Source organism: Acidovorax sp. (assembly GCF_046339755.1).
Classification (GTDB): Bacteria; Pseudomonadota; Gammaproteobacteria; order Burkholderiales; family Burkholderiaceae_C; genus Acidovorax.
This window is the reverse complement of sequence record NZ_JBKDTZ010000164.1, coordinates 1-25835: the sequence shown is the minus strand read 5'-3', so window position 1 is coordinate 25835 and position 25835 is coordinate 1. Positions and strand designations below refer to the sequence as shown.

Annotated in this window: 26 protein-coding genes; 6 read left to right on the top strand and 20 right to left on the bottom strand. The window is 67.7% G+C overall.

Annotated features, from left to right (window positions below):
* The coding region (gene xth / locus ACK59X_RS13845; protein WP_409957903.1) for an exodeoxyribonuclease III at positions 1-640 on the top strand (640 nt) is incomplete at its 5' end.
* A gap of 191 nt (positions 641-831) precedes the next feature.
* Here xth and ACK59X_RS13840 read toward each other — a convergent pair.
* Positions 832-1770, bottom strand: coding sequence for a ferritin-like domain-containing protein (locus ACK59X_RS13840; protein ID WP_409957902.1), 939 nt, complete (start codon positions 1768-1770; stop codon positions 832-834).
* 182 nt (positions 1771-1952) lie between these two features.
* Between ACK59X_RS13840 and ACK59X_RS13835 the strand changes: the two genes are divergently transcribed.
* Positions 1953-3074: a hypothetical protein gene (locus tag ACK59X_RS13835; RefSeq protein ID WP_409957901.1), complete on the top strand. Its 1122-nt coding sequence runs from the start codon at positions 1953-1955 to the stop codon at positions 3072-3074.
* A 1-nt stretch (position 3075) separates the two neighbouring features.
* On the opposite strand, the gene ACK59X_RS13830 is transcribed toward ACK59X_RS13835, so the two are convergent.
* Both ACK59X_RS13830 and ACK59X_RS13825 read right to left on the bottom strand, forming a co-directional pair.
* The gene (locus tag ACK59X_RS13830; RefSeq protein WP_409957900.1) at positions 3076-4698 is read right to left on the bottom strand and encodes an FAD-dependent monooxygenase; all 1623 of its coding nucleotides are present in this window, start codon (positions 4696-4698) and stop codon (positions 3076-3078) included.
* A 35-nt stretch (positions 4699-4733) separates the two neighbouring features.
* On the bottom strand, positions 4734-5717 hold the full coding sequence (locus ACK59X_RS13825; protein WP_409957899.1) for a Bug family tripartite tricarboxylate transporter substrate binding protein: 984 nt from the start codon (positions 5715-5717) through the stop codon (positions 4734-4736).
* Between the two features lie 71 nt (positions 5718-5788).
* Here ACK59X_RS13825 and ACK59X_RS13820 point away from each other — a divergent pair, with 71 nt between their 5' ends.
* Positions 5789-6712 (top strand): LysR family transcriptional regulator, encoded by a 924-nt coding sequence (locus ACK59X_RS13820; protein WP_409957898.1) that lies wholly within the window; start codon positions 5789-5791, stop codon positions 6710-6712.
* A gap of 7 nt (positions 6713-6719) precedes the next feature.
* Here ACK59X_RS13820 and ACK59X_RS13815 read toward each other — a convergent pair whose 3' ends face one another.
* The 5 genes from ACK59X_RS13815 to ACK59X_RS13795 all read right to left on the bottom strand — a co-directional run bounded on the left by ACK59X_RS13815 (position 6720) and on the right by ACK59X_RS13795 (position 10623).
* The gene (locus tag ACK59X_RS13815) at positions 6720-7592 is read right to left on the bottom strand and encodes a DMT family transporter (RefSeq protein WP_409957897.1); all 873 of its coding nucleotides are present in this window, start codon (positions 7590-7592) and stop codon (positions 6720-6722) included.
* Between the two features lie 139 nt (positions 7593-7731).
* Positions 7732-8523 (bottom strand): AraC family transcriptional regulator, encoded by a 792-nt coding sequence (locus tag ACK59X_RS13810; RefSeq protein ID WP_409957896.1) that lies wholly within the window; start codon positions 8521-8523, stop codon positions 7732-7734.
* Between the two features lie 33 nt (positions 8524-8556).
* Positions 8557-9369 (bottom strand): acetoacetate decarboxylase family protein, encoded by an 813-nt coding sequence (locus ACK59X_RS13805; RefSeq protein WP_409957895.1) that lies wholly within the window; start codon positions 9367-9369, stop codon positions 8557-8559.
* 283 nt (positions 9370-9652) lie between these two features.
* Positions 9653-10102 (bottom strand): VOC family protein, encoded by a 450-nt coding sequence (locus ACK59X_RS13800; protein WP_409957894.1) that lies wholly within the window; start codon positions 10100-10102, stop codon positions 9653-9655.
* Positions 10099-10623 (bottom strand): helix-turn-helix domain-containing protein, encoded by a 525-nt coding sequence (locus ACK59X_RS13795; RefSeq protein WP_409957893.1) that lies wholly within the window; start codon positions 10621-10623, stop codon positions 10099-10101. The genes ACK59X_RS13800 and ACK59X_RS13795 overlap by 4 nt, the downstream gene beginning before the upstream one ends.
* Before the next feature lie 92 nt (positions 10624-10715).
* Here ACK59X_RS13795 and ACK59X_RS13790 point away from each other — a divergent pair, with 92 nt between their 5' ends.
* Both ACK59X_RS13790 and ACK59X_RS13785 read left to right on the top strand, forming a co-directional pair.
* Positions 10716-11420 (top strand): class I SAM-dependent methyltransferase, encoded by a 705-nt coding sequence (locus tag ACK59X_RS13790; RefSeq protein ID WP_409957892.1) that lies wholly within the window; start codon positions 10716-10718, stop codon positions 11418-11420.
* A gap of 120 nt (positions 11421-11540) precedes the next feature.
* Complete coding sequence (locus ACK59X_RS13785) at positions 11541-12176, top strand: hypothetical protein (RefSeq protein WP_409957891.1); 636 nt, start codon at positions 11541-11543, stop codon at positions 12174-12176.
* Here the strand turns inward: ACK59X_RS13785 and ACK59X_RS13780 are convergent.
* The 8 genes from ACK59X_RS13780 to ACK59X_RS13745 form a co-directional block, all read right to left on the bottom strand.
* Entirely contained in the window at positions 12135-12620 is a 486-nt protein-coding gene (locus ACK59X_RS13780) for a GFA family protein (protein ID WP_409957890.1), read from the bottom strand. The genes ACK59X_RS13785 and ACK59X_RS13780 overlap by 42 nt on opposite strands.
* Before the next feature lie 129 nt (positions 12621-12749).
* Positions 12750-14381, bottom strand: a complete 1632-nt coding sequence (gene ntrC / locus ACK59X_RS13775) for a nitrogen regulation protein NR(I) (RefSeq protein ID WP_409957889.1) — start codon at positions 14379-14381, stop codon at positions 12750-12752.
* Between the two features lie 43 nt (positions 14382-14424).
* The gene (gene glnL / locus ACK59X_RS13770; RefSeq protein ID WP_409957904.1) at positions 14425-15447 is read right to left on the bottom strand and encodes a nitrogen regulation protein NR(II); all 1023 of its coding nucleotides are present in this window, start codon (positions 15445-15447) and stop codon (positions 14425-14427) included.
* Between the two features lie 71 nt (positions 15448-15518).
* On the bottom strand, positions 15519-16034 hold the full coding sequence (locus ACK59X_RS13765; RefSeq protein WP_409957888.1) for a hypothetical protein: 516 nt from the start codon (positions 16032-16034) through the stop codon (positions 15519-15521).
* A 278-nt stretch (positions 16035-16312) separates the two neighbouring features.
* Positions 16313-17728: a type I glutamate--ammonia ligase gene (glnA, locus tag ACK59X_RS13760; RefSeq protein ID WP_409957887.1), complete on the bottom strand. Its 1416-nt coding sequence runs from the start codon at positions 17726-17728 to the stop codon at positions 16313-16315.
* A 173-nt stretch (positions 17729-17901) separates the two neighbouring features.
* Positions 17902-18732 (bottom strand): competence/damage-inducible protein A, encoded by an 831-nt coding sequence (locus ACK59X_RS13755; RefSeq protein WP_409957886.1) that lies wholly within the window; start codon positions 18730-18732, stop codon positions 17902-17904.
* The gene (locus ACK59X_RS13750) at positions 18729-19688 is read right to left on the bottom strand and encodes an EI24 domain-containing protein (protein ID WP_409957885.1); all 960 of its coding nucleotides are present in this window, start codon (positions 19686-19688) and stop codon (positions 18729-18731) included. The genes ACK59X_RS13755 and ACK59X_RS13750 overlap by 4 nt, the downstream gene beginning before the upstream one ends.
* Before the next feature lie 70 nt (positions 19689-19758).
* Positions 19759-20763, bottom strand: a complete 1005-nt coding sequence (locus tag ACK59X_RS13745) for a bile acid:sodium symporter family protein (RefSeq protein WP_409957884.1) — start codon at positions 20761-20763, stop codon at positions 19759-19761.
* A 106-nt stretch (positions 20764-20869) separates the two neighbouring features.
* On the opposite strand from ACK59X_RS13745, the gene ACK59X_RS13740 reads away from it, so the two are divergent.
* Positions 20870-21769 (top strand): LysR substrate-binding domain-containing protein, encoded by a 900-nt coding sequence (locus tag ACK59X_RS13740; protein WP_409957883.1) that lies wholly within the window; start codon positions 20870-20872, stop codon positions 21767-21769.
* Here the strand turns inward: ACK59X_RS13740 and ACK59X_RS13735 are convergent.
* The 4 genes from ACK59X_RS13735 to ACK59X_RS13720 all read right to left on the bottom strand — a co-directional run bounded on the left by ACK59X_RS13735 (position 21766) and on the right by ACK59X_RS13720 (position 25600).
* On the bottom strand, positions 21766-22764 hold the full coding sequence (locus ACK59X_RS13735; RefSeq protein ID WP_409957882.1) for a sterol desaturase family protein: 999 nt from the start codon (positions 22762-22764) through the stop codon (positions 21766-21768). The two genes, ACK59X_RS13740 and ACK59X_RS13735, sit on opposite strands and share 4 nt — an antisense overlap.
* A gap of 51 nt (positions 22765-22815) precedes the next feature.
* Positions 22816-23616, bottom strand: a complete 801-nt coding sequence (locus ACK59X_RS13730) for a polysaccharide deacetylase family protein (RefSeq protein WP_409957881.1) — start codon at positions 23614-23616, stop codon at positions 22816-22818.
* Between the two features lie 7 nt (positions 23617-23623).
* A complete protein-coding gene (locus ACK59X_RS13725) occupies positions 23624-24625 on the bottom strand; it encodes a YncE family protein (RefSeq protein ID WP_409957880.1) in 1002 nt (333 codons plus the stop codon).
* A gap of 222 nt (positions 24626-24847) precedes the next feature.
* Complete coding sequence (locus ACK59X_RS13720) at positions 24848-25600, bottom strand: 16S rRNA pseudouridine(516) synthase (RefSeq protein WP_409957879.1); 753 nt, start codon at positions 25598-25600, stop codon at positions 24848-24850.
* Positions 25601-25835: the final 235 nt, after the last annotated feature.

Sequence of the window (25835 nt, the reverse complement as noted above, 5' to 3'; positions counted from 1 at the left end):
CTTCAAGGAAGCCGTCTACCAGGCCGTGGCCTTCGGCCAGAAGACCTACAACGGCGTCGCCATCCTGAGCCGCCACCCGATGGCCGACGTGGTGCGCAACATCCCCGCGCACGAGGACGAGCAGGCGCGCGTGATCATCGCCACGCTCGATACGCCCACGGGCCCGCTGCGCGTGATCAACGGCTACTTCGTCAACGGCCAGGAGCCGGGCTCGGAAAAGTTCGCCTACAAAATGCGCTGGCTGCAGGCCCTGCAGGACTTGGTGCGCGCCGAGATGGCCGCCCACCCGCGCCTGGCCCTGGTCGGCGACTTCAACGTGGCGCCGGAAGACCGGGATTCCTACGACCCCGTGGGCTTGCGCGAGACCATCCACCACACCACGGAAGAGCGCAACCACTTCAAGGCCTTGCTGGAACTGGGCCTCACAGACACCTTCCGCATGTTCGAGCAGCCCGAAAAGATCTACTCCTGGTGGGACTACCGCATGCTCGGCTTCCAGAAGAACAAGGGCCTGCGCATCGACCACATCCTGGTAAGCGAGGCGCTGCGCGGCAGCGTCACGGCCTGCATGGTGGACCGCGCGCCGCGCAAGAACCCGCAGCCCAGCGACCACGCGCCCGTGGTGGTCACGCTGGAATAGCCTGCCATCGGAAGACTCGGTCCCAACGCACACCGCCGCCATGGGCTGAGCCCATGGCGGCGGTGGCGGAGAACTGCGGCGGCGCTGTTTTTCTGGTCAGGGCGCAGCCAGGGTCCTCGCTGTGGCGACCCGCCAGTTCCCTGCGCGCCTGCGAACAGGCAGGCAGGAAGCCAGGCGGGCCGGCATACCGGTCAACGTGCAGGATTGAAGCTGTCGCGCAGCGCCTTGACCTCGTCGTGGTTGCGCTGGGCGCCATCGGCCTGGCGCTGGACCAGGGCACGCAGGTCCTGGGGCAGGTTGGCCTTCAGGGCCTTGCGGTAGCGCGCCACGGCAGCGTCCTCACCGCGCTCGCACTCTTCCAGCACGGCCTTGTCATCCTGGGTGGACAGCGCCGTTTTCACGGACACCCAGCCCCGGTGCAGCGCGCCGGCAACGGTGCCACCGCTGACGGGTTCACCGCCACGGGCACGGATTTCACGCTCCAGCTCGGCGGCGGCCGCCGCGCATTCGCGCGAATGGCGCTGGAAGATGCCCTTGAGCTGGCCCGACTCGGCATGCTCGGCGCTGGCATGGAAACCATACTCGCCATCGCGGGCCGATTCCAGCAGGTCGTTCAGGGTATCGATCACATCATCGTTGTCGATGTCACCGGCCACTTCCAGCGGGCGGCTGTTGTAGGCACGCTCATAGGCGGCACGGGCGGCCGGGCGGGCGTCGGTCCAGGCCAGGCCTGCATCGCCATGGCGTGCACGCCAGTCGTCGGCCAGGCGAGGTTCGATGGCGTCATAGTCGCCCTCGTAGCGGCCCACCGAGCTCCAGCCCAGTTCGTAGGCAGGACGGTACTCGTCGTAGGTGCGGCCGCCCACGAAATAGGGCTCGCGCTGGTAGTTCTCGCGCCAGTAGGCGTCTTCGTTGGTGGGGTTGACGGCTTCGCCAGCGGCCTTGCCCGCCAGCCCGCCGGCGACGGCGCCGGCAACACCGCCGATGGCAGCGCCCACCGGCCCCCCGAAAGCGCCGGCAGCAGCGCCCGCTGCGGCGCCGCCCAGGGCAGCGCCCACGCCTGTACCCACGGGATGGGCGCCAGGTTCATTGGTCAAGGGATCGCGGTTGGCATCGTGAAAATCGGCCATGAGAGGTCTCCGGTTGGTTGGACAATGGCTTCATTGTGGGAGGCCCTCCTTCCCCCATGGGTCGGCATGCAGAGGGTGCGGGTGTAGGACATACGGCCCCTAGGGCCGCCGCCTCGAAACAGCCTGAAACAGATGCGTGCGCCATCTGCCGACAGCCTCCGCTGGCGCACCGACAATGCCGCATGGACCTGCCCAATCTGCCCAATGCACCTGCTGCAAGCTGCTACCTCGAATCGGCCGAGCGCGGTGAATTCATCGAACTGCTGTTGCACGACGACGGCACCCGCCTGCGCGTGCGCAGCGGCACCATCGGCAAACCCTGCCTGGTGCTCAACGCAACCTACGGCACGGCCAGCAAGGCGCAAGCACACCACCAGCGACTGCGCAAGGAATGGCAAGAGGAGCGTGGCTTTGTGCCCTGCAGTCCATCGCTGCCGGTGGCCGACGGCAGCGTGGCCGATGAGCTGTTCTGCGATGCGCGCACACCGCACCCACTGCTCGATGCATTCCTGGCCATCAACGGTGCCGACGAACTGCGCGGCCAGCCCCGCAGGCTGGCGCTGTTCCGCCAGGGGCTGCGCTGGCATGGGGACTTCGACCTGGAGCGCATCGCCGACTTCGGGCTGCATGCCGGCGTCATCGTGGAGGGGGATGTGGAGGTCGCCGGCGTGTTCAGCCAGCTGACCTATACCTACCCGGGGCAGACGCTGGTCAGCGGGAGCATCCACGCCACGAGCTTCGGCCATGGTGACAGCCACATGCGCGTGATGGGCGACGTGAAGGTGGAGAACATCATCTACGGCGAATACAACGACGGCAGCCTGGTGATCAATGGCGCCATGCATGGCCGCGCCTTCATCACCCTGGACCACGACATGTACGCCGAAGGCGGCTACCACCTGCCGATCTGCGAATGGAACATGGGCGAGAACTGGTCCGACTGCCTGCACCCCGACCTGTTCGAATACGAGGGTGAGGATGCGGACGAGCCGGGCAGCATGGTGTCGGCGGAGGCGATACGCCGCTTCATGCGCGAAGGGCGCGACCCCTTTCGCCCCGGCGCACAGCCGGTGATGCGAGAGCCTGAGCCAGAGCCCCCGCCACCGCCACCCCTCTCGCCTTTCGCCCAGCGCGTGCGGGAGCTGGTGGATGCGGAGGACGTGGAAGGCCTTACCCGGCTGATCGAGACCTGGCCCGACCACGACGAAGAATGGGAGCAGGCCCTGGTGGGCCGCCTGTACGCGCCCAGCACGACGGCTGAGCAGCGGGTGCGGCTGAAGGCCTTGCAGAAGAAGAAACCGTAGCTCAGGCGGTTGCCACCTCGGCCTGCACGCCTGCAGCCACCGCCAGGACCTCGCGGGCCTGGCCGGCCCCCAACTCGGCACCACTGCCGGCCCAGGCGACGAACTGGTCCGGCCGTACCAGCACCAACCGGGCGTTGTAGCGCTCGTGCTCGCCCGCCCCTTGCGCCTGGACCACCGCCAGCGGGATCGACTGCGCGGCTGCGGCATCGCGAAAGGCCTGGACCTCCGGCGCACTGGCACCGAAGGCCAGCAGGGTGTAGCCCGTGCCAAGCTCTTCGTAGACATTGCGGCCCGAGGGCAGCAGCGCCGGCGCCAGGTGGTGCCCGGGCCGCGCGTCGAAGCGATGCGATCCCTTGGCGCTGCTGGCGCGGCCCTGGCTGTCCCAGACCACGGCCGAGCCCTCGTAGTTCGGCTCGAAGGCATGCACCTCGCCCACCGCGCCCTGGGCCCGGGCATTCCACGCGGCCTCGAAGGCGGGCAGGTCGCGCGCCGGGTCGTGGGCGTCGAGAAACTCGCGGTCCGTGTCGATGGACTTGGCGATGAAATCGCTGATGGTGGACGCGAACACCGGGCGCCGCTCGGCATCGTACGAGTCGAGCAGGTGCTCGCCGCCCCAGCCCTGCAGCGTGGCGGCCAGCTTCCAGCCCAGGTTGCGTGCATCCTCGAGCCCCGAGTTCACGCCATAGCCGCCATAGGGCGGGTGGCTGTGCGCGGCATCGCCGGCCACGAAGACCCGGCCCTGGCGGTAGCGGTCGGCCAGCATGAAGCGCAGGTCCCAGAAGCCGATGTGCTCGAACTCCACGTCGAAGGGCGCGCCCACCGCATCCTGCAGGTAGGCGGTGAAGTCGAAATTGTCCTTGGTGGTGCCCGGCGGCACGGGGGCGTGGAAGAACCAGGTGCTGCCCAGGTCCACGCGGCCGAAGAACTTCCAGTAGCCCTTGAGCTCGGGCTGCAGCACGTTGTAGTAGGACTTGCCGGGGTAGCGCTCCAGCAGCTGGTGCAGCCCGCGCGAGCGGAACACCAGCAGCACCATCATGCGGTCGTGGTCGGTGCGGGTCTGGGTGATGCCGGCCTGCTCGCGCACGACCGAGCGGGCGCCGTCCGAACCGACCGCATAGGCGCTGCGCAGCACACGCTCGCCGCCACTGCCGCCGCGCTCGGCGATGGTGATGGACACGCCATCGGCATCCTGCGCCACGCCCTTGGCCTCCCAGCCGTACAGGGTCTGCACCGAGGGCAGTTGCGCCACGCGCTCGCGCAGCACGGCTTCGGTCGCGTACTGCGGCAGGCGTTCGTTGCCGGTGAAGTAGTAGGGCTTGACCAGGTCGCGCTGCAGCCAGTCGTAGCTGTGCGGCCCGAGCAGGGTGCCGTGCGCCGTGAGGCCGCCGATGCCGTATTCCTTGGGAATGGTGCGCGCCGCGCGCAGTTGCGCCTCGGCGCCCCAGAAGTGGAAATGCTCCATGGTCCGCTGGGTCAGGTTCTGGCCTTTGGGGATGGGCTGGGGCTGTACGTAGCGTTCCACCACGATGGTGGGCACGCCGCGCTGGCCCAGCTCGATGGCCAGGCCCATGCCCACGGGGCCGCCGCCGACGATGACCACTTCGGCGTCCTGGTGCTGTGCCATGGCTTGGTCCTTGTTCATGCTGTTCATTGCTTTCATTACTCTGCCGTGATGCCCTGGGCCTTGATCAGGTCGGCCCAGCGCTTGGCATCGGCCGCCACGAGCTTCTTGAAGGCATCGGGCGTGCTGTGGGCAGGCGTCATGCCCTGGGTCTCGAAGGCCTTGGCCACAGCGGGTGCCGCGAGCACTTCGCGCAGCTCGGTGTTGAGCCGGTCGACCAGGGCGCGCGGCGTGCCCGCCGGGGCGAAGACCCCGTACCACATGTCCACGTTCAGGTCACCCACCTTCAGGCTGTTCAGCGATGGCACTTCGGGCAACAGCGGATGCGGCGTGTCGGAGCTGATGGCCAGTGCCTTGAGCTTGCCGGCCTTCACGTGCTGCAGCGCCACGTGGATGGGCAGGAACATGGCGTCGATCTGCCCGCCCAGCAGGTCGGTGACGGCTGGCGCCGTGCCGCGGTAGCTGATGTGGGTGAGCGAGACCTTGGCGCGGTTCTTGAGCAGCTCCATCGCCAGGTGGTGCGGCGTACCCGCACCGGGCGAACCGTAGTTGAGCGCGCCGGGCTTGGCCTTGGCACGCTCGATCAACTCCTTGAGCGTCTGGATCTTCGAGGCCTCGCTGGCCACCAGCAGCAACTGGCCCCAGCTGGTCTGGGCCACGGGCTGCAGGTCGGTGAGCGGGTTGAAGCCCTGCTTGGGGTACAGCGCCATGTTCATCACCAGGGTGTTGACGCTCACCAGCAAGGTCGTGCCATCGGCCGGCGCGCGCACCACTTCCTGCGTGCCGATGATGCCCGAGGCACCGGCCTTGTTGTCCACGAAGAAGGGACGCTTGAGCCGCTCGGACAGCGGCACCGAAATCTGGCGCGCGATCAGGTCGATCCCCGTGCCGGGTGTGAAGGGCACGATCAGGCGCACGGGCGTGGTGTCGCCGCCTTGCGCGTGGACCAGGGGCGCCGCCACGGATGCCAGGGCGCCAAGGACCAGGCGCCGGCGGGACGGCAGCGGGGATGAAATGGCCATGTCGTTGTCTCCTTGGAAGTTGGACCACAATTACAACGACAGTCTTGATTTGAATCAAACGGAAAATTCTGATGAATTCGTCAATGAAGCTGATGAATGTGAGCAGCCGCCAGCTCCATGCCTTCTTGGAGGTCACGCGGCTGCAGAGCTTTGCCAAGGCGGCCGAGCAGGTGCATCTGTCGCCCTCTGGCATGAGCATGCTGGTCAAGGAACTGGAGGAGCAGGTGGGCGCGCGCCTGTTCCACCGCACCACGCGCTCGCTCACGCTCACCGATGCGGGCCGGCGGCTGCAGCCCGTGGCCGAGCGCATCGTCGGCGAACTGCGCGCGCTGGGCGCCGTGCTCGATGGCAGTGAAGCCGCCGTGCGCTCGCGCCTGTTGGTGGCGGCCACGCCCATGATCTCGGCCAGCCTGCTGCCCGACGTGGTGCGCGGTTTTGCCGAGACGCACCCCGGGGTGCAGGTGCACTTGACCGACGTGGAAGTGGCCACAGTGCGCCAGAAGGTGCTGGAGGGCGAGGCGGACATCGGCTTCGGCTTCTTCGTCAAGCCGGCCGTGGGGCTGTCGCGCCAACCCCTGTGCAAGTTCCGGCTCATGCGCATCAGCCCGCCCGAGGCAGGCAGCGGCGGCCTCTCGGAAAGCCGCCCCTGGAGCAGCCTCGAGGGCATGCCCCTGGTCAGCCTGCCGCCGGGCAACCCCATCCAGGTGGTGATCGAAAAGCAGCTCTCGCGCCTGGGCCGCACGCATGAGGAGCGCCCGCGCATGAACCTGCTGGGCACCATCATCGGCATGGTGCGCGCCGGCCGGGGACATGCCGTCATCCCCTCCTTCGCGATGGAGGAATGCCTGCGCCAGGGCCTCGGGGTGGCCATGCTGCGCGAACCCGTGGCGCAGCTGGACCTGTACCTGGTGTCGCGCCGCGGCACCCAGCCCAAGCCTGCGGCGCTGGCATTTGCCGCAGCCCTCAAGCGGGCCGCCGCGCGATTGCCCAGCTAGGCGGGTACTATCGCCGCAAGGATGCCAGCAGCGCCGCCAACAGGATCAGCGAGCCCCCCAGCACCGTGCGCGCCTCCAGCTGCGAGGCCGACAGCAGCACCGAGGACACACTGGCGAACACCACTTCCGACAGCATCACCACGGCCGTGGTGCCCGCCTTCAGGCGCGAGGCGCCGAACTGCAGCGCCCAGTTGCCCAGCATCAGCACGCCAGACAGCAGCAGCGCCGTGACGGCCCAGGTGGCATTGAAGGCCGGGAAGGCCTCCACCACCCCGAAGTGCAGGCCGACAACGCCTGCCAGCAGCGCCATGCACATGCAGCCGCCGAACATGGCGAACATGCGTGCCTGGCCCGGCACGGCGTGCAGGCGGCGCACGGTGACGTTGACCAGCGCGAACATGAAGCCGCCCATCAGGGCCAGCCCATCGGCCATGGACAGACCCTGCAGCAGGCTGGCCGGAGAGGAATCCCCGGGCAGCAGCACCAGCACCACGCCCGTGAAGGCCAGCACCAGCCGCGCGATGGCCATGGGCGTGGGCCGCTCGCCCAGGATGCGCCAGGCCAGCAGCACCGCCCAGGCGGGCATGAGGTAGAACAGCAGGATCACGCGCACCACGTCACCCACCGTTACGGCCCAGTTGAAGGCCACGTTGTTGAACCCCGAGGCCAGCGCCAGCAGCCACAACCCCGGGTGTTGGCGCACCTGCGCGAGGATGCCCGGCCGCAGGGTCAACAAGCCGAGCAGCACCACCGCATACATCGCGGCCGTTGCCCACAGCGGGTGCAGCCCGGCGCCATGCATCAACCGGAACGGCCACCAGGCCAGGCCCCACACAAAGGCGTTGAACAGCAGGGCGAAGACGGGCAGCGGCGATTGCATGGAGAAAAAGGAGGCACCCGCACGCACTCCGGGCGCGGGCATCGGTCAACGAAGGGAACGTGGCGCAAAAGGCCGAAAACCGGCAGGGCAAAGGCCCTATCGCCGGGCGATTGTGCCTGTCCTTCGGTGACCGCGCTGGTCAGCCGCGTTCGGCCGCCTGCAGCAGGTCCCCGGGCGTGTAGCCGAAGGAGCGGCGAAACCAGCGCGTGAAGTGCGCCTGGTCGGCGAAACCGCACTCCGCAGCGACCGCGGCGGCCGGCTCGCCCGCCAGCAGCAGCTGCCGGGCACGGTGCAGGCGCACGGCCCGCAGGTAGTCGCCTGGGGCCATGCCGACCCAGGCCGTGAGCACGCGGTGGATGCGCTCGCGGCTCACCCCGCAGCGGTTTGCCAGGTCCGCCACCGACAGGTCGCCGCCAGCCACGGCCTGCTGCACCCGTTCGATCAGGGCGCGCACCGCGGCACTCGGGGGCCCCGGCTCCACGGCAGAGGGGTCGGCAGGCAGGCTGCGGCGCAAGGCCGGCACGGCGCGCCGCAGCCAGCCCTGCACCTCGGCCGTGGTGGCGAGGCCGCGCGCGCTTTCCGCCAGCCGGGGCATGCGCGCCACGCCGCTGCGCGGGGGAGGCCGCAGCCCTTCGTTCACGAGCCAGTCGCTGGGCACATACAGCATGGCGACCAGCACGCGCCACTGGTACTGCGGCGCGCTCATCGCCCCCGTGTGGACCACGCCGGGGGCAATCGCGATCACGTCGCCCGTGCGCGCCACGAACGGATGGCCTGCCACGCTGCAGCGGCATTCGCCGCGCACGATGGCGCCGAACGACCATTCCTCGTGCCAGTGCGGCACCCACTCCTGCCCCGGCTCCTGGTGCCGCACCTGCTCCAGGTCGAACACGCGCAGCCGGCGCACCTCGGAGCGCAGGTTCAGCGCCATGGTGGCAGGCCCTGCGGGGCGGCAGCCCTGCGCTCAGGCATCGACCGCGCCTGCGACGGTGATGCCGATCCAGCCAGCGCTGGCGTCTCCCGCCACCAGCCCACCCAGCAGGCCGAGGTCCTCGCATGGATGTGGGGTGAGCTGCAGCGTGGCCGTGGCCTCATGCCAGCCCGCTCCGACGCGCTCCCCGATGGCCGGCTTTACCAACGCCAGGGCCGGCAGCTGCGCGGGCTGCCGCAGGTCCGGCCAGCCCACGGCGCCGATGGTCGGCATGCTCAGAAAGCCCAGAGCAAGGCCAGGCCGACCCGTGAGCGTGGCCTGCGCCTCGAACACACGGCGGTCCTTCACCGCCAGGCTTGCGCCCAAGCGGCTGCCGGCGCGCAGTTGGGCGGCCGCAGGGTGGTCCAAGGGCAGGCTGCGCGTGAGCCAGGTACTGCCCAGTTTTTTAGGCCAGCCCTGCAACAGCCCGCGCACCAGGGAGATGTCCTGGTCCACCCAGATCGCCGGGCAGTACATGGCGCGGCTGCCATCGGGCCGCTCCACCTCCAGCACCACGATGGTCTCGCGGTACTGCGCCAGCACCGGGTCGAGCAGTTCCTCGCCGTGCAGAGTGCACGCCTGCCAGTCGGCAAAGTGCACGCAGCCCGTCCCCAGCGGCCGGCCCGCCGCCGGCGGCACCAGAGGCACTGCGCACTCGGCATCGAACTGGAAGGCCACGTTGAGCAGCCAGCCCGCGTAGTGCCACGGTGGTGGCGGCACCAGGGCCGAGCGGCCCGTGGTGGTGAAGGGTGCGGTAAAGCCCTGGTGGGACCAGGCAGGGGGAGAAGCAGCAGATGAAGAGGTCATGCCCGCGATGGTGCCCACCGCCTGCACGCTCGGCTAGAACGGATGTGAACCGGACACCGGTGCTGTACCCCATGCGCGCCGGACCGGCGGGCCCGGTAGGGTTGCACGAACAGATAGAGCCCCGTTAGCAGCAATACGGCCAGGGGAGCCAAGGGCGCGTAGGTGATCCACGCAGGCGGTGCTGCCTGGCCCAGGCCCATGGTCGCGAAGTTGGCCACGACGGTCAGCGTGAAGGCGATCAATACCCAGCGGTGGATCTGCCGGAGCCGGTTGCCGCCTCCGCTCATCGCGCCGCCCCTGCAGCGCGCTGGATGACCTTCCAGCCATTGTCCGCCGGGTCGCGAAAGCCCGCATCCACATTGCCGTAGCGGTCCACCGGCTCCTGGGTGAACTCCACGCCCCGCTCGCGCAGTTGCGCGCAGGTGGCGCGGCAGTCGGCCACATGCCAGACCAGCGGCGGCATGGCGCCCTTGGCGACCATGGCGCGCAGCGTCTGCGCCGTGGCCTCGTCGTGCAGGGGCGCCCCCGGGGTGAACAGGCCGAGCTGGAACGAGGGCTGCTCCGGGTGCTGCACCGTGAGCCAGCGGTAGCTGCCGTTGCGCACGTCGGTGTGCACGCGAAAGCCGAGCTGCTCCACGTAGAAGGCCAGCGCCGCGTCCTGGTCGTCCACGTACACGCCCACCACACCGATGCCCTGGGCGGGCGGGTTGTTCATCAAGCTGGTCATCGTCATCGTTCGATCTCCTGGGTTGTCGAAGACCGGTTTGTACCGTCCGCCGCGCGGCGGCGCTTCTCCGAAACTGCTGTGGCCAGATCCGGCCGCTCCGCGGCCTTGAGGATGCATGCCGGCACGCTGGCCAGGGGCCCGGCCTCGGCCCGGGCCTCGCGGCGCAGCGCGCTGGGGCTCTTGCCGGTGATGTCGCGAAAGATGCGGCCAAACGTGCCCAGGCTTTCCCAGCCGGTCGCGAACGCGATGTCGGTGATGGGCTGCTCGGTATCGCGCAGCAGGGTCGATGCCTGCTCGATGCGGCGCGTGAGCAGGTAGCGGTGGGGCGGAATGCCGAAGGCCTGCTTGAACGAGCGCGCGAAGTGCGCCTCGGACACCCCGCTCGCCTCGGCCAGCCGGCCCACTGGCCAGGCCTCGTGCGATGCGGCATCCATCCGGTCCTTGGCGCGCAGCAGGCGGCGCAACAGGGCCGGGTCCTGGGCCCATGGAGTGGAGAGAGAGACCACGGGTGCAGGGCTTGGAGTCATGGCTCCATTGTGCGGGTGACAAGGCCGTACCACGCCCCTTGCAATGCCCATGGCACATATGAAACAATTGAAGTTACTTGAAACCATTTGCCATGTCCACCTCCTCCACCCGCGACAACCCCAACGCCCCCTTTGCCGATCCCCAGGCCGTCGCCTCATACGCCGACCGCACACGCCGCCTGGTGCCGGGATGGGACGATCTGCAGAAGATGGCCGGCGTGCTGGTGGCCGAGCGTGCGCCGCGCGAGGCCAGGGTGCTCGTCGTCGGCGCCGGCGGGGGGGCGGAACTGGGCGTCTTCGCCAAGGCGGAACCGCACTGGCGCTTCGTGGGGGTAGATCCGTCCGAACCCATGCTGCAGCTGGCGCAGACCACGCTTGGACCGCTGTCGGAGCGGGTGGACTTTCACCACGGCTACGTGCACACGGCACCGGCAGGGCCCTTCGATGCCGCGACCTGCCTGCTCACCCTGCATTTCGTTCCGCTGGGCGAACGGCTGGCCACCCTGAAGGCCATCCACCAGCGACTTAAGCCAGGTGCTTCCCTGGTCATTGCCCACCTGAGCTTCCCGCTGGCACCGCCCGAGGAGCGCGCGCGGTGGCTGGCGCGCTATGCAGCGTTTGCAATCGCATCGGGCGTGGACGCAGAAGCCGCGCGCCGCGCAGCCACAGCCATCGATACAGCCCTGCCCTTGCTCGGCCCCGACGAGGAAGAAACCCTGCTGGCGCAGGCCGGCTTCCGCGATATCCGCCTGTTCTATGCGGGACTGGCGTTTCGGGGGTGGGTCGCCCACGCCTGAAAAGCCGGTTGGCTACACCGGCTAGCCGGACTTCCCCCCGATTCCAAAGCCTTGCATTTCCACAGGGCGGCCAACGGGCCTGGTCGGCGCGTAGGCGATGATGCTGGCGTCCACAACCCAATGATCGACCCGCGACCACGCATGCACAGACGTCTACCCATCCTCCTCTGGCGGATCTTCTTTGCGAAATTCCGCTGGGTCGCATGGATGCTGGCGCTGTTGCTGCTCTATCCGTTCTTCTACCTGCTCAAGCTGGAGATCCCGCATAGAAGCGAACTCACAACCGTACATGGCACCTACCAGATGCCCTACGTGATGCCCACCAACAAAGGAAACGGGCACGCGACCGTTGTCAGGACAAGCGACGGCGGCCTGAGGAAATGCAATTGTTCGCCAGCGACCGGCAGCCCCAATTGCCTCCGTGAAGGGCATGCAGAGAACCTCAGCCTGGTGCGCGCGTTGAAGGGCCAGCCCGTGACCGTGCTGATGTCAGAGCCCAAAGCCTACGAGCGTTTCCCGCTGTGCTATGAAATTCGAACGGCTGAAAGCACCCTGGTGTCCTACGAGCAGTCCAAGGCGCGCTACCTGCAGGACAGGCGTCGCGCCATCGGCTATCTGCTTTTGCGCTGGTGTTCACGGCGGGAGTGGTCCTGCACTACACCACCCTGGCCCGCAGCAAGGCATGATGGGGGCCCGCAGAAGCCTTTCCAGGATTCAGTCCTTGAGCCCATGCCGCTCATGCCACTCGGCCAGTGACTCGTCCGGAAACGCCTGGTAGTGCCGGTGCCCTTTGCCCTTGGGCACATCGACCCAGTTGGCGACGAACTCCAGCATACCCTCGACCACCTCGGGTGGCTTGGGCAAAGGCGTGTCGATGGCCGATGCATGGGGGTGGACCAGTTCAGGCCAGCGCGGATCCCACAGCCACAGGGCACTGCCACACTGCAGGCAGAACTTGCGTTCGGCCTTGGAGCGCCTGCTGCGCCGGCCTTCCTCACGCATCACTGCGTGGTAGGTGCCCAGGTGCTTGGCTCCCTGGACCTTGAGCGTGCGCGCATCGCCGCCCAGGTTGATGGCATAGCCGCCGCCACCCGCCGTCTTGCGGCAGATGGAGCAGTGGCAGTGCATGAAAGGGACGGGGCTGTCGGCTTCGAGCGAGAAGCGGACGGCGCGGCAATGGCAGGAGCCTTCGAGGTGCATGGGGCGTCCCCAGGTGGGAAAGCCTGCAGGCTACACACACTGCCGCTCGCCATCTGTAGGAACGCCACGCAAAAACAAAAGCCCCGGGCACGTGCCCGGGGCTTGCTGTGCGTGGCCGATGGGGCCCGCTCAGCCCTCGTCGGGCGCATCCAGGCCCAGTTCCTGGATCTTGCGGGTGATGGTGTTGCGGCCGATGCCCAGGCGCTGCGCGGCCTCCATGCGGCGGCCATGGGTGGCGACCAGGGCCGTGCGGATCAGCCGCGATTCGAAGCGGCGTGTGAGCGCGTCCCACACCTCGGGCTGGCCGCCGGACAGCAGCTTCTGGGCCTCGGCCTCCAGCGCCTGCTCCCAGCTCAGCACAGGATGTGCCGGCATGGCGGGCGCGGCCAACGTGTCCGCAGCCCAGGCGACCGCTGGCGCAGCCGCCGCAGCGAACTGCGGCGCCGCTGCCGGCGCAACGGCATGCACTCCGCCCACCAGCTCGGGCTGGGGCGCCAGGGCCGCCACGGGCATGGCGATCCCCGGCTGCGGTGCCGCGGCATGGCCATCGGTTACAGCAGCACGCGCAGGCGCCTGGAACACGGGGGCTTCCAGCACCTCGGGCGGCAGGTCCTGCAGCGAGATCACCTGCGCAGGTGCCATCACCGTGAGCCAGTGGCAGATGTTCTCGAGCTGGCGCACATTGCCCGGAAAGGCGAACTGCTCCAGCCGCACCAGGGCCGCATCGGCAATGCGCTTGGGCTCCACGCCCAGCTGCCGCGCGCTTTGCTGCAGGAAGTGGCGCGTGAGCATGGGCACGTCTTCATGGCGCTCGCGCAGCGCCGGAAGGCGCAGGCGGATGACGTTCAGGCGGTGGAACAAGTCCTCGCGAAAACCGCCTTCCTTGACGCGCTTTTCCAGGTCCTGGTGGGTGGCCGCGATCACGCGCACATGGGCCTTCACGGCCGCATGGCCGCCCACGCGGTAGAACTGGCCGTCCGACAGCACGCGCAACAAGCGCGTCTGCAGGTCGAACGGCATGTCGCCGATTTCGTCGAGGAACAGGGTGCCGCCCTCGGCCTGCTCGAAGCGGCCGCGGCGCTGCGTCTGCGCACCCGTGAAGGCGCCGCGCTCGTGGCCGAAGAGTTCGGATTCGTGCAGGTCCTTGGGGATGGCCGCCGTGTTGATGGCCACGAAGGGGCCGTCCGCGCAGGGCGAGTGCTTGTGCAGTGCGCGCGCCACGAGCTCCTTGCCCGAACCTGACTCGCCGGTGATCAGCACCGTGACCTGGCTCTGGCTGAGCCGGCCGATGGCGCGGAACACGTCCTGCATGGCGGGCGCCTGGCCCAGCATCTCGGGGGTTTCGGCCTGGCGCTCCTCGGTCACCTCCTCGCGCTGGCTTTCCTCCACGGCACGGCGGATCAGCTCGACCGCCTTGGGCAGGTCGAAGGGCTTGGGCAGGTACTCGAAGGCGCCGCGCTGGAAGGCCGACACGGCACTGTCCAGGTCGGAGTACGCCGTCATGATGATGACGGGCAGGCCGGGCTGCAGTTCGCGAACCTTTTCAAGCAGTTGCAGGCCCGAGCCCCCGGGCATGCGGATGTCGCTCACCAGGACCTGGGGGGCCTGGCGGGCAGGGTCGCCTGCGGTGATGTCGGCGAGCGCATCGAGCACTTCGCGCGGATGGGTGAAGCTGCGCGTGGGCAGGTTCTCCCGGGCCAGGGCCTTTTCCAGGACGAAGCGGATCGAGGGGTCGTCATCTACTATCCAGATCGGCTTCATATGTGTTGCTTACCTTCCCTGTGGTTGCGTGTCGTCAAGGACCTCAGGGCAAGGGGATCAGGATTCGGAAGTCGGTGCGACCCGGTACGCTGTCGCATTCGATCAATCCGTGGTGCCGTTGCACGAAGGTTTGTGCCAACGTGAGTCCCAGCCCCGATCCGCCGTCCCGACCCGATACCAGAGGGTAAAAAATACGCTCCTTGATGGCATCGGGTACGCCCGGTCCGTTGTCGATGACATGCAATTCCAGTGCCAGCCGGTAGCGCTGGCGACCAAAGGTTACTTGTCGGGCCACGCGGGTGCGCAAGGTGATCACCGCATCGCCTGCAGCCACGCGCTCGGACAGGGCCTGGGCCGCGTTCTGGACCACGTTGAGCAGTGCCTGGATGAGTTGCGCGCGGTCGCCCCGGAACTCGGGGATCGAGGTGTCGTAGTCGCGCTGCACACGCAGGCCATGCGGGTACTCGACCAGCACCAGCGAGCGCACGCGCTCGCACACCTCGTGGATGTTGACGTCGCCCACCAGGTGCGGATGGCGATGCGGAGCGAGGAGGCGGTCGACCAGGCTCTGCAGGCGGTCGGCCTCGTGGAGGATGACCTGGGTGTACTCCGTGAGCTCGCGGCTCTCAAGCTCCATCTCCAGCAGTTGCGCCGCGCCGCGGATACCGCCCAGGGGGTTCTTGATCTCGTGCGCCAGGTTGCGGATCAGCTCCTTGTTGGCCTGGGCCTGGTCGAGCAGGCGCTCCTCGCGGTCCTGGCGCGCCTGCTGTTCCAGCGGCCACAGCTCCACCAGGATCTCGCCGGCCTGCTCTGCGGCGGCCACGTTCACATGCACGGGGATCGGGTCCTGGTGCAGGCGCTTCAGGCTGGCCTCGTAGCGCAGCGCCGCAAAATCCTGCACGCGGGCACCCGCCAGCGCGGTTTGCAGCAATGCCGGGTCGGTGAAGAAGCCGGAGAAATCACCGCCCTCCAGCGTGCGGCGCGACAGGCCCAGGGTGTTTTCGAGGGCCGCATTGGCAAACAGCACCGCGCCATCGATGCGCAGCACGGCCACCAGCGTGGACATGAGATCCAGCGAATGGAAACGCCCGGTGTCGGACGGGGAAGTGTTGTCGGGTGGGGTACTCACGCGCGGGGTCAGTTGGCTGGGGCCACGCGGCCCAGCTCGCGCTTGATGCCGGCGATATCGCTCTCGCTGCGCGCCACGCTGGCCTTGAGTTCGGCCGTGCGCTCCATGTAGCGCTGCGGGTTGCGCAGGTCCAGGGCATTGCGCTCGGGCGCGCCATTGTTGTATTCCTTGACCAGTTCGGCATGGCGCGCCTCGGCCTTGCGCAGCTCGGACTCGAGGATGGCACGCGCATCGGAATCACGGGCCTTCTGGTCGTTGCTGCTCACGCGCGGGGCGCCCGGTGGCGATGCCGAGGGCGCACTGCCCGCAGCAGGCGCTGCCGCGCCGCCCGCCGCCGCGGCAGGGCGCGCGCTCTGCACCACGGTGACGTTGCCGCCTTCGACCAGCTTGCAGCCGCGCTCCTTGGCCTGGGTGGCGTTGTTCGTGTACTCGTTGCCACAGCGGTAGATGCGGTCCTGCGCCCAGCCGGCCAAGGGGGCGACGGCGCAGGCAAGCAACAACAGGTTGGTGACAGTCTTCTTCATGGAAATTCCTCGCGCAAGCAGCGAATGCAGGGGACAGCCAGAGAGTATCTCCCAATCACCCCACATCGCCAATCCGGCAGGTGCGGCGGCCGTGAGGGTTCACAGACACCGGGGCACGCCCCATCGGGCCGGCCCAGGTCCAAGAAGCTGTTCAAAGGGGCTCTCCTGCGGGTACTGACCCCGCCAGAACGGTGTTGGTTCCTCGCCCATGGGCAGCGCCAGCCATGAAAAAAGGCGGCTTGCGCCGCCTTTTCCAGGTAATCGCCGGTAACGGCGGATTACAGCGAGTAGTACATGTCGTACTCGACAGGGTGGGGAGCCATGCGGAAACGCGTGACTTCGGTCATCTTCAGGTCGATATAGGCATCGAGCATGGAGTCGGTGAACACGCCGCCCTTGGTCAGGAAGCTGCGGTCCTTGTCCAGGTATTCCAGGGCCTGGTCCAGGCTGTGGCAGACGGTGGGCACCAGCTTGTCTTCCTCGGGTGGCAGATGGTACAGGTCCTTCGTGGCGGCTTCGCCGGGATGGATCTTGTTTTCCACGCCATCCAGGCCGGCCATCATCAGGGCCGAGAAGGCCAGGTAAGGGTTGGCCGATGGATCGGGGAAGCGCGCTTCGATGCGGCGGCCCTTGGGGTTGGCAACGTAAGGAATGCGGATCGAGGCCGAGCGGTTGCGGGCCGAGTAGGCCAGCTTCACAGGGGCTTCAAAGCCGGGCACCAGGCGCTTGTACGAGTTCGTGCCGGGGTTGGTGATGGCGTTCAGGGCACGGGCGTGCTTGATGATGCCGCCGATATAGTACAGCGCGAAGTCCGACAGGCCGGCGTAGCCGTCGCCTGCGAACAGGTTCTTGCCGTCCTTCCAGATGGACTGGTGCACGTGCATGCCGGAGCCGTTGTCGCCGGCGTAGGGCTTGGGCATGAAGGTGGCGGTCTTGCCGTAGGCGTTGGCCACGTTCCAGACCACGTACTTCAGGACCTGCGTCCAGTCGGCGCGCTCGACCAGCGTGCTGAACTTGGTGCCGATTTCGTTCTGGCCTGCGCCCGCCACTTCGTGGTGGAACACTTCGACCGGGATGCCCAGGGATTCGAGGATCAGGGACATTTCAGCGCGCATGTCCTGCGTGCTGTCGACCGGAGGCACGGGGAAGTAGCCACCCTTGACGGTGGGACGGTGGCCGCGGTTGCCGCCTTCGAGCTTGGCGCCCGAATTCCAGGGGGCTTCGTACTCTTCGATCTCGAACATGACTTTGCCGGGTTCGTTGGACCAGCGCACGCCGTCGAAGATGAAGAATTCTGGCTCGGGACCGAAGAAGGCGGTGTCGCCCAGGCCGGAGGCCTTGAGGTAGGCTTCGGCGCGCTTGGCGATGGAGCGAGGGTCGCGGTCGTAGGCCTTGCCGTCACCGGGTTCGATCACGTCGCACTGCAGGAACAGCGTGGTTTCTTCGAAGAAGGGGTCGATGTTGGCGGTGTTGGGGTCGGGCATCAGTTGCATGTCCGAGGCTTCGATGCCCTTCCAGCCGGCCACCGACGAACCGTCGAATGCGTGGCCCGACGTGAACTTGTCTTCATCGAAGTGGGAAACCGGCACGGTCACGTGCTGTTCCTTGCCCCGGGTGTCGGTAAAACGGAAGTCAACGAACTTGACTTCGTTTTCCTTCACCATGTTCATCACGTCTGCAACGGTCTTGGCCATCAGGTTCTCCTGGGTAAAGCGCTTGTTGAAAAAAGAATTTGCCGAAATAAAAGCAGTTTGCGTGCCAGCGGGGTGCAATCACCGCACTATCGCGGAGCAGCAGCCCGGCCTGGGGTCCGGCAGGAACAGCCGAATGCACAAATTTGGTGCACAACAGCCACCCACATTGCACATCACAGGTTGCGCACCATTTCAGGGCCAAGTTCCGCACCAAATTCGTGCAGTCCTTTTTGAAGGTCCATCCATGCTGCGGGAAGTGCCTGCGCCGGGCCTTTGACACCCAGTTCGATATGCCGCCCGTATTGTGGATGATCCACGCTGGGCAAACTGAACACCCGAACGCCTTGGTGTGATTTTTCGATCTGCTCCATGAGCGGAGTGAGTGCCGCCTCCATGGCGCCGAACACCACCACCGAATGCTCGGTCTGGGGCGTGCGGTTGAAGTGCGCTGCGTACAGGGTGTCCAGCACCGACTCGATCATGGGCCAGGCCATCACGGGGAAGCCCGGCACGAAGTGCACCGCCCCGCCCTGCCCGCCCGGGCTGGCGCAGCTGAAGCCGGGGATCTTGTTGTAGGGGTTGGGGATGATCTGCGCCCCCGCCGGGAACATGCCCATGTTGAGCCGGTGCACATTGTCGTGGCGCTCGGGCTCGTAGGGCAGGCCCTGCTCGCGCGCCACGTCCTGCATGCGCTCGCGGATCAGGCGCTCGGCCTCGGGGTGCAGCGCCAGATCCACTCCAAGCGCCCGCGCGGCACACTGGCGTGTGTGGTCGTCCGGCGTGGCGCCGATGCCGCCGCACGAGAACACCACGTCGCCCGAGGCAAAGGCGCGCTGCAGCGTGGCCGTGATGCGCGCCGGATCGTCACCCACGTAGTCGGCATACGACAGGGCCAGGCCGCGCGCGGCCAGCAGCTCGATGGCCTTGGGCATGTGCTTGTCGGCACGCTTGCCCGAGAGGATTTCGTCGCCGACGATGATGAGGCCGAAGGTGGGAGTGGTCATGGGGTGCGGGGATCGGTGGAGGGCATATCGGGCGCGGGCAGGCTGGCTGCCGGCACCTCGGGCACAGGTGGCGCCGCCTCCTGGATCGCAGGCGCAGGCGCCAGCGCATCCAGCGGCAGGCGCGAAGGCACGGGCAGGGTGGCGCGCACCTCGTCCTCGCGCAGCTCCTGCAGCGCCGCCAGGCAGAAATGCGTGAACCACAGGGAGGAGAAGGCGAAGACCAGCATGTAGATCCAGATCGCCAGTGGCACCAGGATGGCGAAGGCCGCCACGAACAGCACGCCCGAGGCCCAGACGATGCTGGGTGCCGCGCCCAGGTAGCCGGTGATGATGCCGATGCCCAGCAGGCTGGCGCGGTGGCGCTCGAACAGGCGCTTGCGCTCCTCCTTGCTGGCATGCTCGGCCAGTGCGTCGAAGGCCATCACCCGGTAGGTGAGCCAGCCCCAGATCAGCGGCGGCAGCACCAGCACCAGCGGCGGCACCAGCCACAGCGGCACGGACACTGCCAGCGCCACCAGCGCCATCACCGTGGAGCCCACGGACCAGGCCAAGCTGGCGAAGAAGGAGCCGCCCTTCTTGCGCACCAGTTCGGGAAAGCGCCGCTCGGCCACCAGCGTGACCAGGGCCGGCGTCATGAGCACGGCCACCAGCAGCAGCGACACCACCACCAGCACCGGCGTGGCCACCAGGATGACCATCATGGGCGCCAGCACCGCCACCACGCTGCCCAGTCCCCAGCCCTCGAGCCAGCTCCAGAAGTTCTTGAGCATGGGCGAGGCATCCAGGAGTGAGTGCATGCTCTGCACCGCCACGTCCCAGTAGAAGTAGCCCAAGCCGAAGGCCAGCGCCGCCATCAGCAGCAGTGGCAGCAGCGACAGGAGGATGACGCGGGGGCGCATGCAGTACGCCGCGGCGCGCCAGAAAGAGTCCAGTAGCAGTCCCATGCGCGTGAGCATACCGCGAGCCTCGCCGCTCTTGATGAAACCCTGCACCGCGCGGCGGTTGCGCGGGTTCCCGCTGTGACCGTCAGGCCTGTTCGGGCTGTGCGCCCGGTGCTTTGCCGGCATCCAGCCCGCGCCGTGCGTAGCGCTGCGCGAGCACGCCGCAGACCATGAGCTGCATCTGGTGGAACAGCATCAGCGGCAGCACGATGGCGCCCGCCACATTGGCAGCGAACAGCACGTTGGCCATGGGCACGCCGCTCACCAGGCTCTTCTTGGAGCCGCAGAAGACGATGGTGATCTCGTCCTCCTTGGAAAAGCCCATGCGCCGCGCGCTCCAGGTGGTGAGCGTGAGCACCAACGCCAGCAGCACCGCACACACGGCGAGCAGGCCGGCCAGGGCCATGGGCGGCACCTGGGACCACAGTCCGTCGATGACGGCATGGCTGAAGGCCGCATAGACCACGAGCAGGATGGAACCCTGGTCCACCACCTTCATGACGGCCGCGCGCTGCTGCAGAAAGCCGCTGATCCAGGGGCGCAGCAGGTGGCCGATGGCAAAGGGCAGCAGCAGTTGCACGCCGATGCGCCCCATGGCGGCCAGCGGGTCGCCCATGGCCGCGTTCTGCGACATCAGCAGGCCCACGAGCAGCGGCGTGAAGGCCACGCCGAGCAAGGTGGAGGCAGACGCGCTGCAGACCGCAGCAGGAATGTTGCCACGCGCCATGGAGACAAAGGCAATCGCCGACTGCACCGTGGCGGGCAGCGCGCACAGGTACAGGATGCCGGTGTACAGGTCGCGCGTGACCAGGGGCTCCAGCACAGGGCGCAGCGCCCAGCCCAGCAGCGGGAACAGCACGAAGGTGCTGGCCACCACCACCAGGTGCAGCCGCCAGTGGCCGATGCCGGCCAGGATGGACTGGCGCGAGAGCTTGGCGCCATGCAGGAAGAACAGCAGGCTCACCGCCGCCGTGGTGGCCACTTCGAGCGCCCGGGCAAAACTGCCGGAAGCCGGCAGCAGGCTGGCCGTGATGACGGTGGCGACGAGGTAGAGCGTGAAATTGTCGGGAAGCAGACGGGAGCGGGCCATGGATTGCAGGGGCGTGAACGCCCATTGAGAACGGTATATACCGATTGGACCGATTATTCCGTCCAAAGAGAAATGGATTGATTTGATGAATTTATAATAATTCCTCATGAATCCCAGTTTGCGACAACTGCGCGTCTTCCAGGCCGTGGCCCTGCACAGCAGTTTCACGCGCGCCGGGGACCAGATCGGCCTGACCCAGCCCGCCGTGAGCCGCTGCGTGACCGAGCTGGAGCAGCACCTGGGCATCAAGCTGTTGGACCGCACCACGCGCGAAGTGGTGCTGACCGAGGCGGGCCGCAGCCTGGCCGTGCGCCTGGCGCGCGTGCTGGAGGACCTGGACAGCGTGCTGCTCGATGTGCGCGGCCTGGCCACGCAGCGCCAGGGCCGGGTGCGCGTGGCCAGCAGCCCCACCCTGTCAGCCAACCTGCTGCCAGAGTGCATAGCGCGCTGCCGGCAGGAGCACCCGGGGCTGGAACTGCTGCTGCTGGACCGCATGCAGCACGATGCGCTGGCCAGCGTCCTGTCGGGCGAAGTGGATTTCGGCGTGGTGATCGAGCCCGAGCCGGGGCGCAGCGAGGACCTGTTGGCCGAGCCCATCCTGTCCGAACCCTTCTGCCTGGTCTGCCCACCCACGCACCGCTTGGCAAGGCAGCGCAGCGTGCGCTGGGCGGCGCTCGACGGCGAGCCGCTGGTGCTGCTGGACCATGCCTCGGGCAGCCGCCGGTTGATCGACGACGCGCTGCGCCAGCATGGCGTGCAGGCGCCCGTGGCGCAGGAGGTGGGCCATGTCACCACCATCTTTCGCATGCTGGATGCGGGCCTGGGCATTTCGGTCGTGCCCACACTGGCCCTGCCGCCCGCGGGGCTGCAAGGCCTGGAGGTGCGGCCACTCACACCGCGCGTGGAGCGCGCCATCGTGCTGGTACGGCGGGCCAACCGCGCGCTGGCGCCGGTGGCCGCAGTGGCTTGGGACTTGGTGCGCAGCGTGGCCGCCGGGCGCAGCTAAGCCCTGCCCACCAACCGCAGCACCCCACGCCATTGCTGCGACCAGAAGCCGCGGCCATAGTCGCGCGTGCGGCCGTCGGGCCCGGGCTCGACCTGGTCGCGCACGCCCGTGGGGTCGTAGCGCTGCTCGAAGTTGGCGGTGCGCATGAGCATGTCCCACCAGGGCAACAGCACGCCGAAGTTGTGGCCGCCCAGCACCACGCGCGGGGCCTTCTCGCCCGCTGCGGCGGGCTTCACGGTCTCATGCCCGATGCCGATGCTGTGGTGCAGGCGGTGAAAGCGCGGGCTCACCCACAGGCGCTCGCCCACGCGGCCGAACCACAGGCGCACGTTGGCATGCTGAAAACTTTCGCTCAGCTGCGTGATCGCCACGATGGCCACGAACTGGCCCGGCGCCACGCCGATGAGCTGGGCCACGACCACCAGGATGGTGTCGCGCAGCATGTCATCGAGCAGGTGGTTGCGGTTGTCGCTCCACATGGTCATCTGCTGCTGCGCATGGTGCAGCGAGTGCAGCTTCCACCACCACTCGAAGTGGTGCTGGCCGCGGTGGATCCAGTAGTCCACGAAGTCGAACACCACCAGGTACAGCAGCAGGCTGACCCAGGCCACATCGGTCACGCCGGGCCAGATGGCATCAAGGTGGAAAGTGCTGACGCCCGACATGCGCAGTTCGCCGAACAGCGCGTCCATCAGCGGGTCGATGGCGAAGAACAGGCCCACGCGGAACAGGCCCAGGCGGTGCAGCAGGGTGTAGAGGATGTCGGTGCGGATGGTGGCGCGGTTGGTCACCGGCTCCACCGGGCGCCAGCGCTGAATGGGCCCTATGATGGCGACGATCACCGCCAGCTGCAGCAGGCCCACCAGCAGCCAGCCGGTGGCGTCGTAACCGTCCTCCAGCAGGTTACCGAGGCCGCCCGCGAACATCAGCGGCTGCACCACGGTTTCGAACAGCCATTGCTGTGCACCATCGAAGATCGCGCTCAACCACTCCATTGCCTTGCCCGCTCCTGTTGCTGTCGCCGTATGTGCCGTGTCCGCGCGGTACTAGCGCACGGACTTTGTAGCGTAGTCCGGATGCTCACGCAGTGTCCGAAAGCAGAAGCCCCGTTCTTTCAGCCCCGCGATCAGCGGCTCCAGCACGGCGGGTGCCCAGGGATCGGTGCGCGACCAGATGCCCAGGTGGGCCAGCAGGATGTCGCCGGCGCGGATATTGCGCAGCGCCTTGCGCAGCAGGGCGTCGTTGCTGGCCTGGGCGGTGGACAGCTCATCCCCCAGAAAGCCCGCCGGCGACCAGCCCACATGCGTGTAGCCGCAGGCCTGGGCGCTGGCGATCAGCCGGGGCGAGGTCTTGCCCCCGGGGGCACGGAACAGCGCCATCGGCTTTTGCCCGGTGATGGCCTGCAGCCGGTCGGCGGCCTTGGTGATCTCGGCGCAGTACTCGGCCGCGGTCATCGTGAAGTCCTGCCCGGCGCGCGGTCCGGCCGATGGCCGCACCTTGAACACGGGTTGGTCCGGCGTGCCGAGGTCGCCGCGCCAATAGGTGTGGTCCCAGGTGTGGGAGGCGAAGGCATGGCCTTCGGCGGCCCGTGCGCGCCACCACGGCGCCCAGTGATCGCCCAGGCTGCCATCGCCTTCCTTGGTGCGCTCCTGGGCCGCAAAGAAGGTCACCTGCACGTTCTGGCGCTTGAGCACCTCGGCCATCAGGGGCGCCACTTCCATGTGGCCCGTGTCCAGGGTCAGGTACACGGGCTTGGTGCAGGAACTGGCCTGTGCCAGGCCGGCAGGCGCCCCGGCCAGCAGGGCCAGGGGCAAAAGCACGGCCCGCAGGCTCCTGACAGCAGTCATGGGGCGGCTAGCGGGGCGCGTGCTGCAGGGTCCAGACGCCGTGCGGGGACTTGCCCACCGGCACCTGGCGCACCACCTTCTTGGCCTCGGTGTCCACCACCGACAGCTTGCGCGCCCAGCGCGAGCTCACGTAGATGAAGCGGCCGTCGGCCGAGACCTCCATGCAGTCCGGGCCGCCCGGCACGGGGTAGCTGTCCACCACCGCCATCGCGGCCATGTCGATCTTGCTGATCGAGTTGGCCACGCGGTTGCTCACATACAGGTGTTTGCCGTCGCCAGAGGCGCGGAAGGCATGGGCGCCGTTGCCGGTCTTGATCTTCTTGATGCTGCGCGGCGTGCGGCCCGTGACGTCGAACACCTCCACGCTGTCGCCGCCCGTGAGGCCCACGAAGACATGCTTGTCGTCGGGGCTGCCATACACATCGGCCGGCATGGGCCCGGTCTTCATGCGCCACTTCACCACCTGCGTGGCGATGTCGATGGCCACCAACTCATCGCTGTCCTGCATGGACACATAGACCGTGGTGCTGCGGCTGTCGATCCACATGTGGCTCGGCGTGCGGGCCGTGTTCACACGCGCCACCAGGGTGGGCTCCTTGCCGTCCCAGCGGTAGAAGTCCACATGGTTGAGGCGGTTCGCGGCCGTGATGAGCCACTTCATGTCGGGCGTGAAGCGCAGGTGGTAGGGGTCCACGATGTCGCGCACCGTGCGCTGCACCTGGGCCGTGCGCGGGTCCAGGAAGGTCAGCGTGTCGCCCAGCGCATTGGCCACGATGAGCGAGCGCTCGTCGGGCGTGAGGTACAGGTGGTGCGGTTCCTTGCCGGTGGGGATGCGCGAGGTTTCCGTCCAGGTCAGCGGATCGATCACGCTGACATTGGCCTCCAGCGAGTTCAGCACGAAAATCGGCGGCAGGGGAGCCGCTGCTGGTGCGGCCGCCACACTGGCGCCCCACAGCAAGGCCAGGCCAGCCAGGGCGGCGCGCGCACGCGCGGGGGAGAAAATCTTCACAAACAACCAAGCACTTTCAGGACAGTCTGCAAGTGTAGCGCCCGAAGCACGGGCCCTACCGCCGCAAGGCGTAACATCTGCGGATGGAACCCGATTGGATCAAGGAAGTTCCAGGCAAAGACAGGGGCACAGCGCAGAAGTGGTCAATCACCTCGGCACCAGCGGCACCGAGCCACCCCTGGTGAGCGCAAGGCGGCACACCGACCCGCACGGCGGGCGGTGTCAGGCGGGCGCCGTGGTCAGCACCTTGAGGTCATCCGCGCTGAGCCAGCGCCACTGCCCCGGCGCCAGGTCCGCGGGCAACGGCATGCTGCCGATCTGCGAGCGGTGCAGGCCCTCCACGCGGTTGCCCACTGCCGCCAGCATGCGCTTGACCTGGTGGTACTTTCCCTCCGTGAGGGTCAGGTCCAGCCGGTGCGTGTCCACCCGCACGCAGGCGGCGGCGCACACCGGCTTGGGATCGTCGTCGAGCACCACGCCGGCCAGCAGCTTGTTCACCTGGGCTTCGTCCACGGGGTGCTTGGTGGTCACCTGGTAGACCTTGGGCACATGCTTCTTGGGCGAGCTCATGCGGTGGATGAACTGACCGTCATCGCTGAGCAGCAGCATGCCCGTGGTGTCCTGGTCCAGCCGCCCTACCGCCTGGATGCCCTGCACCGCCGTCTTGCTCGGCCGCTGGCGCAACGCAGGGGGGAGCAGGGTGTAGATACTGGGATAGGTCGATGGCTTTTGCGAGCACTCGGTGCCCGCAGGCTTGTGCAACAGCACATAGGCCTTCTCGTGGTACGGCCAGTCCACACCCTGCACGCGCAACTGCAGCCCCTCGGGCTCGAAATCAGCCACCGAATCCGTGCACAGCGCGTACTCACCCCCGGGGCCCGTGGTGCTCACCATCACCCAGCCTTGCTGCACCAATCCGGCGCACACACGCCGGGTGCCGAATCCCTGGGAATACAGAATGTCTTGCAGCTGCATGGCGATCAAATGGAGAAACAAACAGGTGGACGGAGTATGGGGGCAAGCCGGTATGCCCCGCAAAGAGGGCGCAGCCCCTGCTGTGCCGTCTCTTTTGCATTCCCCAAAGACAAAACCCCTCAGTTCAAACGAACTGAGGGGTTTTGAGGGCTGTAAGAGCCTGACGATGACCTACTTTCACACGGGAACCCGCACTATCATCGGCGCAAAGTCGTTTCACTGTCCTGTTCGGGAT